Here is a 13,093-nt window from a genome sequence, read left to right as displayed (position 1 = left end):
GCAATACCGATGTCCCTCACCACCGTTTTCGAACGCGACACCCCCTCGCGCGCGGCGATCGCGCACCTGCTGGAGGGCAGCCAACTCGACTCCTTCTGGGTTGCCGACGCTCCGGGCACGCGGCGCCCGGCACTCGCGCAAGCGCTCCGATCCGATCTTGTCGTCGTCGGCGGCGGTTATCTCGGACTGTGGGCGGCGCTCCTTGCCAAGCGCGAGGATCCAGCCAGGCGGGTAGTGCTGCTGGAGGCGCGCCGGATCGGCTGGGCGGCATCCGGACGCAACGGCGGCTTCTGTGAGGCCAGCCTCACCCACGGCGAGCTGAACGGCATGAGCCGGTTCCCGAAAGAGTTCGATCGTCTGCAGCAACTTGGACGAGAGAATCTCGACGCGATCGAAAGCACGCTCGCCGAGTTGTCGATCGACGCCGAGTTCGAGCGCAACGGCGCATTCACCGTCGCCGTCGAGCCGCACCAGGTCGAGTGGGCACGCGAAGCGGCTGCCGAAGACGGCGTGGAATTCTTCGATCAGGCTGCGATGCGCCGCGAGATCGATTCGCCCACCTATCTCGCCGGCGCTCTGAACCGACGCGACACCGCGCTGGTGCACCCGGCGAAACTCGCAGCAGGCCTGGCCGACGCGTGCGAGAAACTGGGCGTCGAGATCTTCGAGGAGTCGCCGGCTGCGAACCTCGTGACGGAGTCCGACGGCTCGGTGCTCCTGCAGGTGAACGGACACGTTGTCAGCGCGGGTGCTGTGGTGCTCGCGACGAACGCGTTCCCGTCGCTGCTGAAGCGCAACCGGCTGATGACGGTGCCGGTCTATGACTACGTGCTGATGACCGAGCCGCTCACCGACGCGCAACGTGACGAGATCGGGTGGAAGGGGCGGGAGGGCCTGGCCGACATGGGCAACCAGTTCCACTACTACAGGCTGACGAGCGACAATCGCATCCTGTTCGGCGGTTACGACGCGATCTACCACTACGGTCGCGCAGTGAAGCCTGAGCACGAAGACCGGCGTGCCACCTTCGAAAAGCTGGCGGGCCACCTGCTGACCACCTTCCCGCAGCTGGAGGGAATCACCGCGACACACCGATGGTCGGGCGCCATCGATGCCTGCAGCCGGTTTTGCGCGTTCTACGGAGTCGCCCGCAAGGGTCGCGTGGCCTACGCCGCCGGCTTCACCGGCCTTGGCGTCGGCAGCACGCGTTTTGCTGCGCGCGTGCTGCTTGACTTGCTCGCCGGCCAGAAGACGGAGCTGACCGAGCTCGAGATGGTGCGCCGCAAGCCGACACCGTTCCCGCCGGAACCATTGGCAAGCGTCGGAATCAACCTGAGCCGGTGGGCGCTGAATCGCGCAGACCACAACGAGGGGCGCCGCAACATCGTGCAGAAAACGCTCGATGCGGTCGGGCTCGGCTTCGATTCGTAGCGCTCGTCGCTTAGTCGAACGCGGGTGGCCGACCGTCAACGACCCGCGCCGCGATGTCGGTGCGGTATTGCCCACCCTCCAACCGGATGCGCCCAATCGCCTCGTACGCGCGCCCGCGGGCCTCGGCGAAGGTCGTTCCGAGTGCGACAACGTCGAGCACACGCCCGCCGGTTGCGATCAGCGCGCCGTCGTCGCCGATCGCGGTCGCCGCGTGCAGGAGCTGCACCTCGGCAACGGATGCCGCAGCATCCGCACCCTCGATAACGCGCCCGGTCACCGGCGACGCCGGGTAGCCCTCGCTTGCGAGCACGACCGTGACAGCGACGTCGAGCGCGAACTCGGGCCGCGGCATCCCGGCCAGTTCGCCGGTGGCGGCGGCGAAGAGCAACCCGGAGAGCGGGGTGAGCAACCGCGGAAGCACTACCTGGGTCTCCGGGTCGCCGAAGCGCGCGTTGAACTCGATCACCCGGATGCCGCTCGGGGTGAGAATCAGACCGCAGTAGAGCAGGCCGACGAACGGGGTCTGTTCCTGCGCGAGTTGATGGATCGTCGGTAACGCGACCGTTTCGATGACGTCGTCGACGAACGTGTCGGGCAGCCAGGGCAGCGGCGAGTATGCACCCATGCCGCCGGTGTTCGGGCCGACGTCGCCGTCACCGAGTCGCTTGTAATCCTGGGCAGGCGCCAGCGGAAGCACGCTGTGTCCGTCGCTGAGCAGGAACAGCGACACTTCTTGGCCGTCGAGGAACTCCTCGATCAGCACGGCGCCGTGCTCAAGCCAGAACGCGGCGTGTGCGAGTGCTGCCGCGGCGTCTTCCGTGACAAGCACACCCTTGCCTGCCGCGAGGCCGTCGGCCTTCACGACATAGGGTGCGCCGAAGCGCTCGAGTGCGACCTGTGCCTCGAGCAGTGTCGAAGCTTGCAGAGATCGGCCGGTCGGAACGCCTGCCTCGTCCATGATGTGTTTGGCAAACGACTTCGACCCCTCCAGCTGAGCCGCCGCCTTGCCCGGGCCGAACACCGGAATCCCATGCGTGCGGAGCGCGTCGGCAACGCCGGCGACCAGCGGTGCCTCCGGCCCGATCACAACGAGTTCGATGCTGTGCTCGTTCGCATAATTCGTGACGATGCCGGGGTCGTTCGCGTCCAACGTCACGGTGTGCACATCCGCCGCGATCCCCGCGTTTCCGGGGGCAGCGGTGATCTCGTGGCCGGCGTTTTCGGAGAGCAGCGCCTTGATGATGGCATGCTCGCGGGCACCGGAACCGAGAACCAGAATCTTCACGGGTTAATGGTAGTTGCAAGCATGGCGTCGAGGCGCTGGACTCAGGGGACTCGGGGACTCGGGGGACTCGGGGACTGGAGGACTTGGGGAGCCGGGGACACGGGGACTCGGCACTCGAGGAGCCGGCGGATTCTGGGACGATGCGCACCTTGCGGAGCCGGGCACTCTGCGAGGATGGATGCGTGGCACGGGCGCGTATCTTGGACGACATCGGCGAGGATGCGGTGCGGGCTGCGCTGACGGCATCCGTCGCATGGATGGGTGATCAGTCGGCCCAGAGCAATTCGGCCCAGGGTAAGTCGGCGCAGGGCAAGTCGGCCCGGAGCAGTTCGGTGCCGCGCAGTTCGGTGCCGCGCAATTCGGTGCAGAGCAGTTCGGTGCCGCGCGACACGCTGGCGACGGCCGTACGCTACCTGCTGCAACTGCTCGCAGAAGAGGCTCCGGGCAACACTGTCGAGATGCGGGTGCCGCCGTTCGGCGCAGTGCAGTGCATCGAGGGCCCGCGCCACACGCGCGGCACCCCGCCCAATGTCATCGAGACGGATGCCGCCACCTGGCTCGCCCTCGCGACCGGAAGCGTCAGCTGGGCGGATGCGCTCGCCTCCGGCCGCGTCCACGCGTCCGGTCAGCGCGCCGACCTGACCGGTCGACTGCCGGTGCTCTCTCAGCAGGCGCTTCACACCCGAAGTGAGGGACAATAGCAGCATGACGCAAACCGACAGCGGGCGCCCGGCCGACCACGACGCATCCGCAGCAGATGCAGGCGCGACCGGTCACGGTGAGACCGGCGACGGAGCGACCGGCGACGGCTCGACGGACGCTGTCGTGTTTGACCAGACAATTACGCCCGAGAGGGTGCGCATCAAGCGCACGCCGCGCTACGGTCGCTTCATTTTGGTCGCGGTGCTCGTGTGCGCGGCTGCCGCGTTCATTCTCACGTATTCGTTCCCGCAGGGGCAGGGTTACGACCGCACATCGGTTTTCGGTTACATGTTGCTCGTCGCCATCGCTGTTGGCGTCGTGCTCGGCGCGCTGGTTGCGCTTCTGGCCGATCGGATCACTAGCCGCCGTGCCGCGACCGTTGTCGTCGACCGAATCGACGTGACAGAACGTGCCGATGCCGATGCCGGTGCGGACGCGGGCACAGGCGCGAACGCCGATGCGGGTGCGGATGCTGGCACTAGCGCGAACGCTGGTGCGGGTACGGGCCCACTCGCGCCGGGCCCAGGGCCCGGCGCAGGCAGCTGATCGCGGCGGTTACGCGCTAAGGGATGCTTCGCCCCGCCTGCGGAAAGTGAATGCTCATTTTCGCTATTTTGAATGTGCCTTACATAGGGCGGATTCGAAACAGCGAAAACGATTGCATCGAATCCTGGCGCACGAGTGCGGCCCCACGCGGCTCGCCGCGCCACTCCCTACGCAGCGCTACGCAGCGCCATCCTCCACGATCAGGCGGCGACACAGGGGCGGCTTCGGGCGCATACTGGCACCGTTCAGCTGAGCTGCGTGCGCTCGACCCATTCGAGGTATTCGGGCGTGACGGTGCCGGTGACGTAGTCCCCGGTGAAGCAGCACATCTCGAGGTTCGACACCTCGGAGCCTTCGATGATCGCGGCCTCCATGTCGGCGACCTCCTGGTAGATCAGGTTGTCCGCGCCGAGTTCGAGTGCGATCTCTGGAATCTTGCGCCCGGCGGCGATCAGTTCGCTGCGTGAGGGCATGTTGATGCCGTAGACGTGCGGATAGCGCACCGGTGGCGCTGCCGAGGTGAAGGTCACCTTGTTCGCCCCCGCAGCGCGAGCCATCTCGACGATCTGCTTCGATGTCGTGCCGCGCACGATCGAATCGTCGACGATCAGGATGTTCTTGCCCTTGAACTCTGACCCCATCGCGTTCAGCTTCTGCCGCACGCTCTTCTTGCGCTCAGCCTGCCCGGGCATGATGAACGTGCGCCCGACATACCGGTTCTTGTAGAAACCCTCGCGGTATTCGATCCCGAGCTTCTGCGCCACCTGAGACGCGGCTGGGCGCGACGAATCCGGAATCGGCATGACCACATCGATGTCACCGAGCGGCGTGTACTGTGCGATCGTGTCGGCCAGGCGATTGCCGAGTCGCAATCGCGCCTCGTACACCGAAATGCCGTTCATCACCGAGTCGGGCCGAGCGAGATACACATACTCGAACGAGCATGGGATCAGCCGTGGGTTTGCCGCGCACTGCTTCGAGTACAGTTCGCCGCTCGTCGTGATGAAGATGGCTTCGCCGGGGGCGACATCCCGCACCACGTCGTAGCCGAGCGCCTCGAGCACGAGCGATTCGGATGCGACGATCCACTCGTCGCCGAGCAGGCCGGCTGAGCGACGGCCGAGAATCAGCGGGCGGATGCCGAACGGGTCGCGGAATGCGAGCATCCCATGGCCGGCGATCATCGCGATCGTCGCATAGGAACCCTCGACGCGTGCGTGCACCTGCGCGACCGCGTTGAAGACCTGGTCTGGGTCGAGGTCGAGCCCGGAAACCTGCGCTTGCAACTCCGTCGCCAGCACGTTGAGCAACATTTCCGTGTCGCTCGTTGAGTTGACGTGCCTGCGGTCGACGTGGAAAAGATCGTCTGCCAGCTCGCGCGTGTTTGTCAGGTTGCCGTTGTGTACGAGGATGATGCCGTACGGCGCATTCACGTAGAACGGCTGCGCCTCCTGCTCGTTGGCGGCGTCACCGTTCGTGACGTAGCGCACGTGGCCGAGGCCCATCGTTCCGAGGAGCGAGCGCATGTCGCGGGTGCGGAACGCCTCACGCACCTGACCTTTGGCCTTGTGCATGTGGAAGGTGCTGCCCTCTGCGGTGGCGATCCCGGTTGAATCCTGCCCTCTGTGCTGCAAAAGAAGGAGGCTGTCGTAGAGCTGTTGGTTGACCGGCTCGGGAGAGACGATGCCGACGATGCCGCACATGCGTTAGCGGACTCCAGTTGGTGAGAGGCTGCACCCGGAACCGGGCGCTTCTAGTCTCGCACACGCGGTTAGGCGTGCGGTGCCGTGCTGTGTGCGCCGTGCCCGGCGAACGACCCGGCACGATTGGCTGCAGATTGTCGTGATTTCCCGCCAAACGTGACGGGTCGCGGAGGTGTGACCTGATCCCTCGAGCTCCATCGCGCCGGTACCCTTGTGACGTGACCGAGAACTCCACTGTGCACACCACATCGGCCTCGTACCGCGAAGCGGGCGTCGACACGGCGGCCGGCGACCTCGCCGTCGAACTGATGAAGGGCGCCGTCGCCGCAACGCACGGGCCCGAGGTGCTCGGCGGCGTCGGCGGATTCGCCGGCCTGTTTGACGCATCCGCTCTGAAAGCGTTCAACAAGCCGCTGCTGGCGACCTCGACGGACGGTGTCGGCACCAAGGTCGCGATCGCCCAGGCGATCGACAAGCACGACACGATCGGCCAAGACCTTGTCGGCATGGTCGTCGACGATATCGTCGTGGTCGGCGCGAAACCGCTGTTCATGACCGACTACATCTCGTGCGGCAAGGTCGTGCCAGCGCGGATCGCCTCGATCGTCGAAGGGATCGCCCGGGCGTGCTCCGCAACCGGCACGGCGCTTGTCGGTGGTGAGACCGCCGAACATCCTGGACTCCTCGGCCCAGACGATTACGATGTTGCCGGTGCGGCCGTCGGCGCCGTCGAAGCGGATGCCGTCCTCGGCGCCGACCGCGTGCGTGACGGTGACGTCGTGCTCGCCCTCGAATCGTCGGGTCTGCACTCGAACGGATTCTCGCTCGTGCGGCACATTCTGGCCGCCCGCGGAATCGGATTCACCGACCGACTCGCCGAGTTCGGCGGGCCCGGTGGCGGCGCTGGCGGCAATGCCACGGCCGCCGCCACGGTCGGTGAGGCGCTGCTGGAGCCGACGCGGCTCTACACCTCCTCGTTGTTGCGGGTGTTGGCTGACGCAACGCTCGGCGCATCCGTTCATTCGCTGTCGCACGTGACCGGTGGCGGCATCGCAGCGAACCTCGCCCGCGTGCTGCCGGTCGGCTCGTGGGTCGAGGTCGACCGTGCGACGTGGTCGCCATTACCCGTCTTCCGCGTGTTGAGCGACCTGGCCGGCACCACCTTGGAAAGCGCAGAGGGCACGTGGAATCTCGGCATCGGTTTCTTCGCCATCGTCGCACCGGATGCCGCCCTCGCCATCGCGGCGGTGCTCGCGGCAGACGGCATCCCGACCTGGCGGGTCGGTAGCGTCTCGACCGCACCCCGGGACTTCGCCGGCTTCGCGCAAGGTGCTAAAGGCGTCGACGGCGGCGCCGTTCGACTGATCGGCAGCTACCGCGCCTGACGAATCAGTCAGCTGACCGGTGCGCTGCGCCACGTGACGCGGCATGCGCCAGTTGAAGTGGCGCATACCGCAACAGTTGGCGCAGGTCGGCGACGAAACGTCTTCTTCCGCCCGGACCCCAGGTTGGGACACCGATCCGGCATCCCGAATGGTACGGTGCTGGCATGCCCGAGACACTGACCGAACCGCAGGCTTCCGTATCAGGCGCGCCGACATCGCAGACCGCGTCGATCTACACGCGTCTGCGTGCCGCGATCCTCGAACTTGATCTGACGCCAGGCGAGCGCCTGACCGAGCGCGGTCTCGAGAGCGAGTTCGCGGCATCCCGCACGCCAGTGCGCGCCGCATTGCTGCGCCTGGACACTGAGGGCCTCGTGCGCCGCGACGGCCGCGGCTGGATCGTCGCGCCGATCGACCTCGACGAGGTACGCGCGGCATCCGAATATCGTGAAGCGGTCGAGGCGGCAGCCGTGCGGCTGGCAATTGCACGCGCTTCGGAGGCCGACTTGGCCGGACTGCTCGAACTGCTGCGCTCCTTGCCCGGCGACGACGACATCGAGCACGGGGAGCCGGGGCCGAATTTCCACGTCGAACTCGCGCAACTTTCCTGCAACCCGTTCCTTGTCGCCGGAGTGCAAGACGTCGTGACCCGGCTCGCGCGCACCCGGTGGCTCGACCTGCGCACCGCGCAGTCGCGCGAGCAGGTGCGCAGCGAACATCGGCAGATTCTCGCAGCCCTCGAAGCGCGCGATGCGGATGCCGGTGCTCGCGCCGTCGTCGCACACATCCGGAATACGACGGATCGCCTGGTAGCGTCGCTGAACGCCGACCGCAGACGCTTCAAGGCGCGCGGGCTCTCGATCGTCGGGGAGCGTTGAAGCCGGTGGTCGAGTAGCGCACGAGGAACGAGCACGGAAGCCGGTCGAGTAGCGCGCGAGGAACGAGCACGCAAGCCGGTGGTCGAGTAGCGCGCGAGGAACGAGCACGCGTATCGAGACCGCTCACCGGGATCTCGATACGGCCGCGGGCGGCCTACTCGATCAGCGAAGGCGGGCGGCCTACTCGATCAGCGAAGGCAGGCGGAGGAACGAGCGCAGGGCGTGACAAATGTCACGGCGAGATCCTGACGGGCGGCCCGGGACGACGCGGACCAGGCGCGACACCATGAAAAGGTGAATCAGACAACAGCCATACAACTCACTAGCCTGCGCAAACGCTTCGGCTCGCTCGCCGCCGTAGACGGCATCGACATCACGATCGACACCGGCGAGGTCGTCGCGCTGCTCGGCCCGAACGGTGCCGGCAAGTCCACCACCATCGACCTGGCGCTCGGCCTCGCGACGCCGACCGCCGGCACAGCGACGCTGTTCGGGGCCGACCCACGCGCAGCCATCACAGAGGGTCGCGTCGGCGCCATGCTCCAGGGCGGTGCACTCCTGCCGGACATGACCGTCTCGCAAGCGGTCGCGTTGGTCGCGAGTGTGCACAAGCATCCGCTCACGGTCGCGGAAGCGCTGGAGCGAGCACGCTGCAGCGAGATCGCGAAGCAGAAGGTCAGCAAGCTTTCCGGCGGGCAGATGCAGCGCGCGCGGTTCGCAGTCGCCGTCGTGTCCAACCCCGAGCTGCTGATCCTCGACGAACCGACCGCCGCGATGGATGTCGAAGCACGCCGCGTGTTCTGGCAGTCCATGCAGGAGTTCACAGACGAGGGCCGCACCGTCGTGTTCGCGACGCACTACCTCGATGAGGCGGACACCTACGCAGACCGCATCATCATGCTCAGTGCCGGACGGATCGTTGCAGATGGTACGCCCGCCGAGGTGAAATCGGTCGTGTCGGGGCGCCGCATCCGCGCCGGCTTCGACTTCGACTGGACGGCAGAGATCGAATTCGAACTGCAGAGTCTGCCCGGCGTGACCAGCGTCGAGCATCGGGGTGAGCAGCTGACCATCGACAGCGACGATTCGGATGCTGCGCTTCGCACGCTCCTGTCGAACTACCCCGACCTGCACGATATCGAGGTCACCGCACACAACATGGACGACGCGTTCCTTGCACTGACACAAGCTGCACAATCCGACCAAACGCCGGCCGGGCGCGCGGCGTTGGCCGAACCAGAGCCCGCCGCGGCATCCGCCGCCATACTGAACGGAGCACACAAATGAGCATCGCCTACATCGGGCTGGAATCGGCCCGGCAACTGCGCAACGTGCGCGGCTTGATCTTCACCTTCGCCATCCCGCTGATGATGCTCTTGATCTTCGGCAGCGCATATGGCTCGGGCGGCGTCATCGACAAGACGACCGGGCTGCCGTGGGTCGTCGTGACCACAATCCAGATGGCCGGTTACGGCGGCATGATGGCTGCGCTCGGGCAGGCGTTCAACATCGTCACAGAGCGTTCGCTGGGCTGGAACCGTCAGCTGCGGGTGACGCCGCTGAGCGGAACCGGTTATCTGATCTCGAAGGTGGTGTCCGCGTTGGCCGTCGCGCTCGTGTCGATCGTGCTGCTGATCGTCGTCTCGGTGGTCGTGCTCGGGGCGAAGCTCTCCTTCCTCGGCTGGACCATGGCCGCTCTCGGGCTCTGGATCGGGGTCATCCCGTTTGCTCTGATCGCGGTGCTGATCGGCCAGTTCGCGAAGCCGTCATATGCCCAGCCGCTGTTCCTGATCGTCTTCTTCGGCCTGGCGATCCTCGGCGGCCTGTGGATACCGTTGCAGATCATGCCGAGCTGGGTCTCGAACGTGGCCCAGGCGGTTCCGTCGTATTGGCTTAACCGACTCGGCCAAATGGGGGCGAGCGTGAGCGGCAACGCGCTCGAACCCGTGCTGATTCTGCTGGGCTGGACGCTCGCGCTCGCCGTGTTCATCGCCTGGCGCTACAAGCGCGACGCTACCCGCAGTTGATGCGCGGCAATCGTGTCGGCTCGAACGCATCCGGTTGCGCAGACATCCGACGCATCCGGAAGTACAGTGGCTGACATGGATGCGGCGACGCTACCCGCCACACCAGGCTCGCCATGGCGAGCCTGGTGGAGGCGCGCTATGGCGAGCATCCGCAACCGCAACACGCGCGGATGGTACCGGGGGGCAGGCTTCGGCCTGATCTACCAGGTGGTCATGATCATCTCGATCTGGAGCAGCCCGAACGCATACGGGCTGACCCAACAAGTCATCGCGACCGTGCTGCTCGTTCCGTTCTATATCGGTTTCATCTTCCTGCCTCCGATGGGGTGGGGAGAACAGCGTCGGATCCGGGTGGCGATTCTTGCCGTGTACTGGCTCTACACGGGCCTGTACTTTCCGCTGATCGGCGCGGATGCACTATGGCTGTGGATTCTGGTCGGCGCGGTCGCCGCGACACTGTGCGAAGAACTCGTGCTCTTCATCCCGATCATCACGGTGCTCGTGGCGGTGCCGCTGCTCTACGGTTTCGTCACAGACTTCGCCGATTCCACGGCGATCGCAGCGCCGATCATCTTCTCCGTTGCCGTGATGATGTTCGGCATCAATGAGCAGATCAAGGCAATGCGCGAGCTCAAGCAGGCGCAAGGAGAAGTCGCGCGGCTCGCCGTGGTCGAAGAGCGCGCCCGGTTCTCCCGAGACATGCACGACGTGCTCGGCCACTCGCTGACCGTCGTCACGGTTAAATCGGAGCTCGCCCGGCGCCTGGTATCGATCGACCCCGCGCGGGCAGAGGCAGAGATCGCCGACATCGAACGGCTCTCCCGTGCGGCGTTGACCGATTTGCGGGCGGCAGTAGCCGGCTATCGGGAGATGACGTTGACCACCGAGTTGGGCGCTGCGCAGGCGGCGCTGGCTGCCGCGGACATCCAGGCACACCTGCCCGCGAACCCCGATTCGGTGGCAGCCGAGGTGCGCGAGCTCTTCGGATGGGTGCTCCGCGAGGCGGTCACCAACGTGGTGCGGCACTCAGATGCGCGCAACTGCTGGGTGCAGGTGACGCGGACGGAACTCACTGTCGACGACGACGGACACGGCATGGCGGATGCGACGATGCCGGCCATGCGAAGCGGCTCCGTTTTGGCCGGCGGCGCGTTCACCGACGCCCCCGGCGGCGATGCCGTTGCCGGTGATGCCTTTGTCAGCGGCGTTGGCCTTCTCGGCCTGCGCGAGCGTGCGGAAAAAGCCGACGCTGACCTTACGGTAACCGCGAGTGACCATGGCGGCGTTCGGGTTGCGGTCAGGAGGCGGGCGTGAGTGAACCGATCCGGGTGCTGCTCGCTGACGATCAGGCGCTGGTGCGTGGGGCTCTCGCCGCGCTGCTCGAACTCGAGACCGATCTCCACGTGGTCGCGCAGGTCGGTCGCGGCGACGAGGTGCTGGCGGCGGCACGCACTCACGACGCGCAGGTCGCCCTGCTCGACGTCGAGATGCCGGGAATGGACGGGCTGGCGGTGGCGCGGCAACTGCGGCAGCAGCATCCGCAGTGCCGGTCGTTGATCGTCACGACGTTCGGGCGGCCAGGCTACCTGCGGAGCGCGATGGAGGCAGGTGCAAACGGATTCATTGTCAAGGACACGCCGGCGAGCCAGTTGGCCGACGCCGTTCGCCGGGTCGCGCAGGGCTTGCGCGTGGTCGATCCGGCACTTGCCGCCGAGTCGCTCGCGTCTGGCGCGTCGCCACTTACCGAGCGTGAGACCGACGTCCTGCGCGTGGTTCAGCGCGGCGGTTCGGTCGCAGACATCGCCCGGGAGCTGCATCTGTCTGCAGGCACCGTTCGCAATCACCTGTCGAGCGCGATCGGCAAGACCGGCGCCCGCAATCGATCGGATGCCGCTGCAACGGCGGCCGAGCAGGGCTGGCTTCTCTGACGGACTGCAATGCCGGCCGAACACGCCTTTTACCCGTTGTGCGGCCGTGATTTAAATGATATCAAATACATATCACTTAATAGTCAGGAGGAAGCGATGAGTTCCGTACAGGAAGCGTCGCAACAAGAACCCGCGCAAAACGGTCGACGCGGTGGCAGGGTGGACATCCACGAGCGCCGGGCGTGGTCGGTCAGCGGATGGTTCGGGGTGCTCGCGCTCGCCGTCTGCGCGACTGCCGCAGTGCTGTTCGGTTTGAATGCGTTGCCATGGCTCGTGACGATCGCCATCGTGATCTTTGTCATCATCTTGGGCTCACTCGTGATCGTGCAGCCAGGTCAGACCAGTGTCATTCAGTTCTTCGGCCGGTATTCGGGCACGGTGCGCCAGACCGGCTTGTCCTGGGTGATACCGCTGTCGACGCGACGCTCCGTCAGTGTGCGCGTGCGCAACTTCGAGACCAACCGGTTGAAGGTCAACGATGCGGACGGCAACCCGGTCGAGATCGCCGCTATTGTCGTGTGGCAGGTCGCCGACACCTCAAAGGCGACGTATGCCGTCGACGACTATCGCGATTTCGTCTCGGTGCAAGCGGAGTCCGCCCTGCGCCACACGGCGACGACGCACCCGTACGACGATGCAGGAGCAGGCGGCGAGTCGCTGCGCGGCTCGACCGACCTCGTCGCGAGTGAACTCGCGGTGGAGGTCGCAGAGCGCGTGCTGCTTGCAGGCGTGGAGATCGTTGAGGTGCGAATCAGTCACCTGGCGTACGCATCCGAGATCGCCCAAGCCATGCTGCGCCGTCAACAGGCGAACGCCGTGGTCGCGGCGCGTTCGCGCATCGTCGAGGGTGCGGTCGGCATGGTGGAGATGGCGCTCGTCCGACTCAACGAAGGCAACATCGTCGAACTCGACGACGAGCGAAAAGCGGCGATGGTCAGCAATCTGATGGTCGTGCTGTGCGGTGATCAGCCGGCCTCGCCCATAGTCAACGCCGGATCCCTGTACTAGTCGTGGCCAGCGAGCGCAAACAGCTGCTGCTGCGGATCGATCCCGCCATCCACAACGCGCTGGCACGGTGGGCAGACGATGAGCTGCGAAGCGTCAACGCGCAGATCGAGATGCTGCTGCGCCAATCCTTGAAGAGTGCTGGCAGGATGCCCAAGAAGGCAGGTCCGTTGTCCAAGCGAGGGCGCCCGCGATCCGAGTGA

13 protein-coding genes are annotated in these 13,093 nt (G+C 66.1%); 11 read left to right on the top strand and 2 right to left on the bottom strand.

All coding sequences use genetic code 11. The features are described from left to right. Positions 1-9 precede the first annotated feature (9 nt). Positions 10-1,431 carry an NAD(P)/FAD-dependent oxidoreductase gene (locus QU604_RS19990; protein WP_308466350.1) on the top strand — a complete coding sequence of 474 codons (1,422 nt, stop codon included), beginning with the start codon at positions 10-12 and terminating at the stop codon, positions 1,429-1,431. 10 nt (positions 1,432-1,441) lie between these two features. Here the strand turns inward: QU604_RS19990 and purD are convergent, their stop codons facing one another. Continuing rightward, complete coding sequence (gene purD, locus QU604_RS19985; protein WP_308466349.1) at positions 1,442-2,716, bottom strand: phosphoribosylamine--glycine ligase; 1,275 nt, start codon at positions 2,714-2,716, stop codon at positions 1,442-1,444. 257 nt (positions 2,717-2,973) lie between these two features. Between purD and QU604_RS19980 the strand changes: the two genes are divergently transcribed. Both QU604_RS19980 and QU604_RS19975 read left to right on the top strand, forming a co-directional pair. Next, complete coding sequence (locus QU604_RS19980; protein ID WP_308468987.1) at positions 2,974-3,417, top strand: sterol carrier family protein; 444 nt, start codon at positions 2,974-2,976, stop codon at positions 3,415-3,417. A gap of 4 nt (positions 3,418-3,421) precedes the next feature. Next, on the top strand, positions 3,422-3,964 hold the full coding sequence (locus QU604_RS19975) for a hypothetical protein (protein ID WP_308466348.1): 543 nt from the start codon (positions 3,422-3,424) through the stop codon (positions 3,962-3,964). Positions 3,965-4,209: 245 nt separating this feature from the next. On the opposite strand, the gene purF is transcribed toward QU604_RS19975, so the two are convergent. After that, positions 4,210-5,667, bottom strand: a complete 1,458-nt coding sequence (gene purF / locus QU604_RS19970; protein ID WP_308466347.1) for an amidophosphoribosyltransferase — start codon at positions 5,665-5,667, stop codon at positions 4,210-4,212. Positions 5,668-5,885: 218 nt separating this feature from the next. Here purF and purM point away from each other — a divergent pair, with 218 nt between their 5' ends. The 8 genes from purM to QU604_RS19930 all read left to right on the top strand — a co-directional run bounded on the left by purM (position 5,886) and on the right by QU604_RS19930 (position 13,093). Beyond that, entirely contained in the window at positions 5,886-7,052 is a 1,167-nt protein-coding gene (purM, locus tag QU604_RS19965; RefSeq protein ID WP_308466346.1) for a phosphoribosylformylglycinamidine cyclo-ligase, read from the top strand. 164 nt (positions 7,053-7,216) lie between these two features. Then, complete coding sequence (locus QU604_RS19960; protein ID WP_308466345.1) at positions 7,217-7,930, top strand: GntR family transcriptional regulator; 714 nt, start codon at positions 7,217-7,219, stop codon at positions 7,928-7,930. Between the two features lie 294 nt (positions 7,931-8,224). Then, positions 8,225-9,217, top strand: a complete 993-nt coding sequence (locus QU604_RS19955) for an ABC transporter ATP-binding protein (protein WP_308466344.1) — start codon at positions 8,225-8,227, stop codon at positions 9,215-9,217. Then, a complete protein-coding gene (locus tag QU604_RS19950) occupies positions 9,214-9,957 on the top strand; it encodes an ABC transporter permease (protein ID WP_308466343.1) in 744 nt (247 codons plus the stop codon). The genes QU604_RS19955 and QU604_RS19950 overlap by 4 nt, the downstream gene beginning before the upstream one ends. 138 nt (positions 9,958-10,095) lie before the next feature. Beyond that, complete coding sequence (locus QU604_RS19945; protein ID WP_308466342.1) at positions 10,096-11,271, top strand: sensor histidine kinase; 1,176 nt, start codon at positions 10,096-10,098, stop codon at positions 11,269-11,271. Next, on the top strand, positions 11,268-11,885 hold the full coding sequence (locus tag QU604_RS19940; protein ID WP_308466341.1) for a response regulator: 618 nt from the start codon (positions 11,268-11,270) through the stop codon (positions 11,883-11,885). Before QU604_RS19945 ends, QU604_RS19940 begins: the two co-directional genes overlap by 4 nt. A gap of 96 nt (positions 11,886-11,981) precedes the next feature. Continuing rightward, positions 11,982-12,893: an SPFH domain-containing protein gene (locus QU604_RS19935; protein WP_308466340.1), complete on the top strand. Its 912-nt coding sequence runs from the start codon at positions 11,982-11,984 to the stop codon at positions 12,891-12,893. 2 nt (positions 12,894-12,895) lie between these two features. Then, entirely contained in the window at positions 12,896-13,093 is a 198-nt protein-coding gene (locus QU604_RS19930; protein WP_308466339.1) for a type II toxin-antitoxin system antitoxin, read from the top strand.

Source organism: Rathayibacter sp. SW19 (assembly GCF_030866825.1).
Taxonomy (GTDB): domain Bacteria; phylum Actinomycetota; class Actinomycetes; order Actinomycetales; family Microbacteriaceae; genus Rathayibacter_A; species Rathayibacter_A soli.
This window is presented reverse-complemented; position numbering and strand designations above follow the sequence as displayed.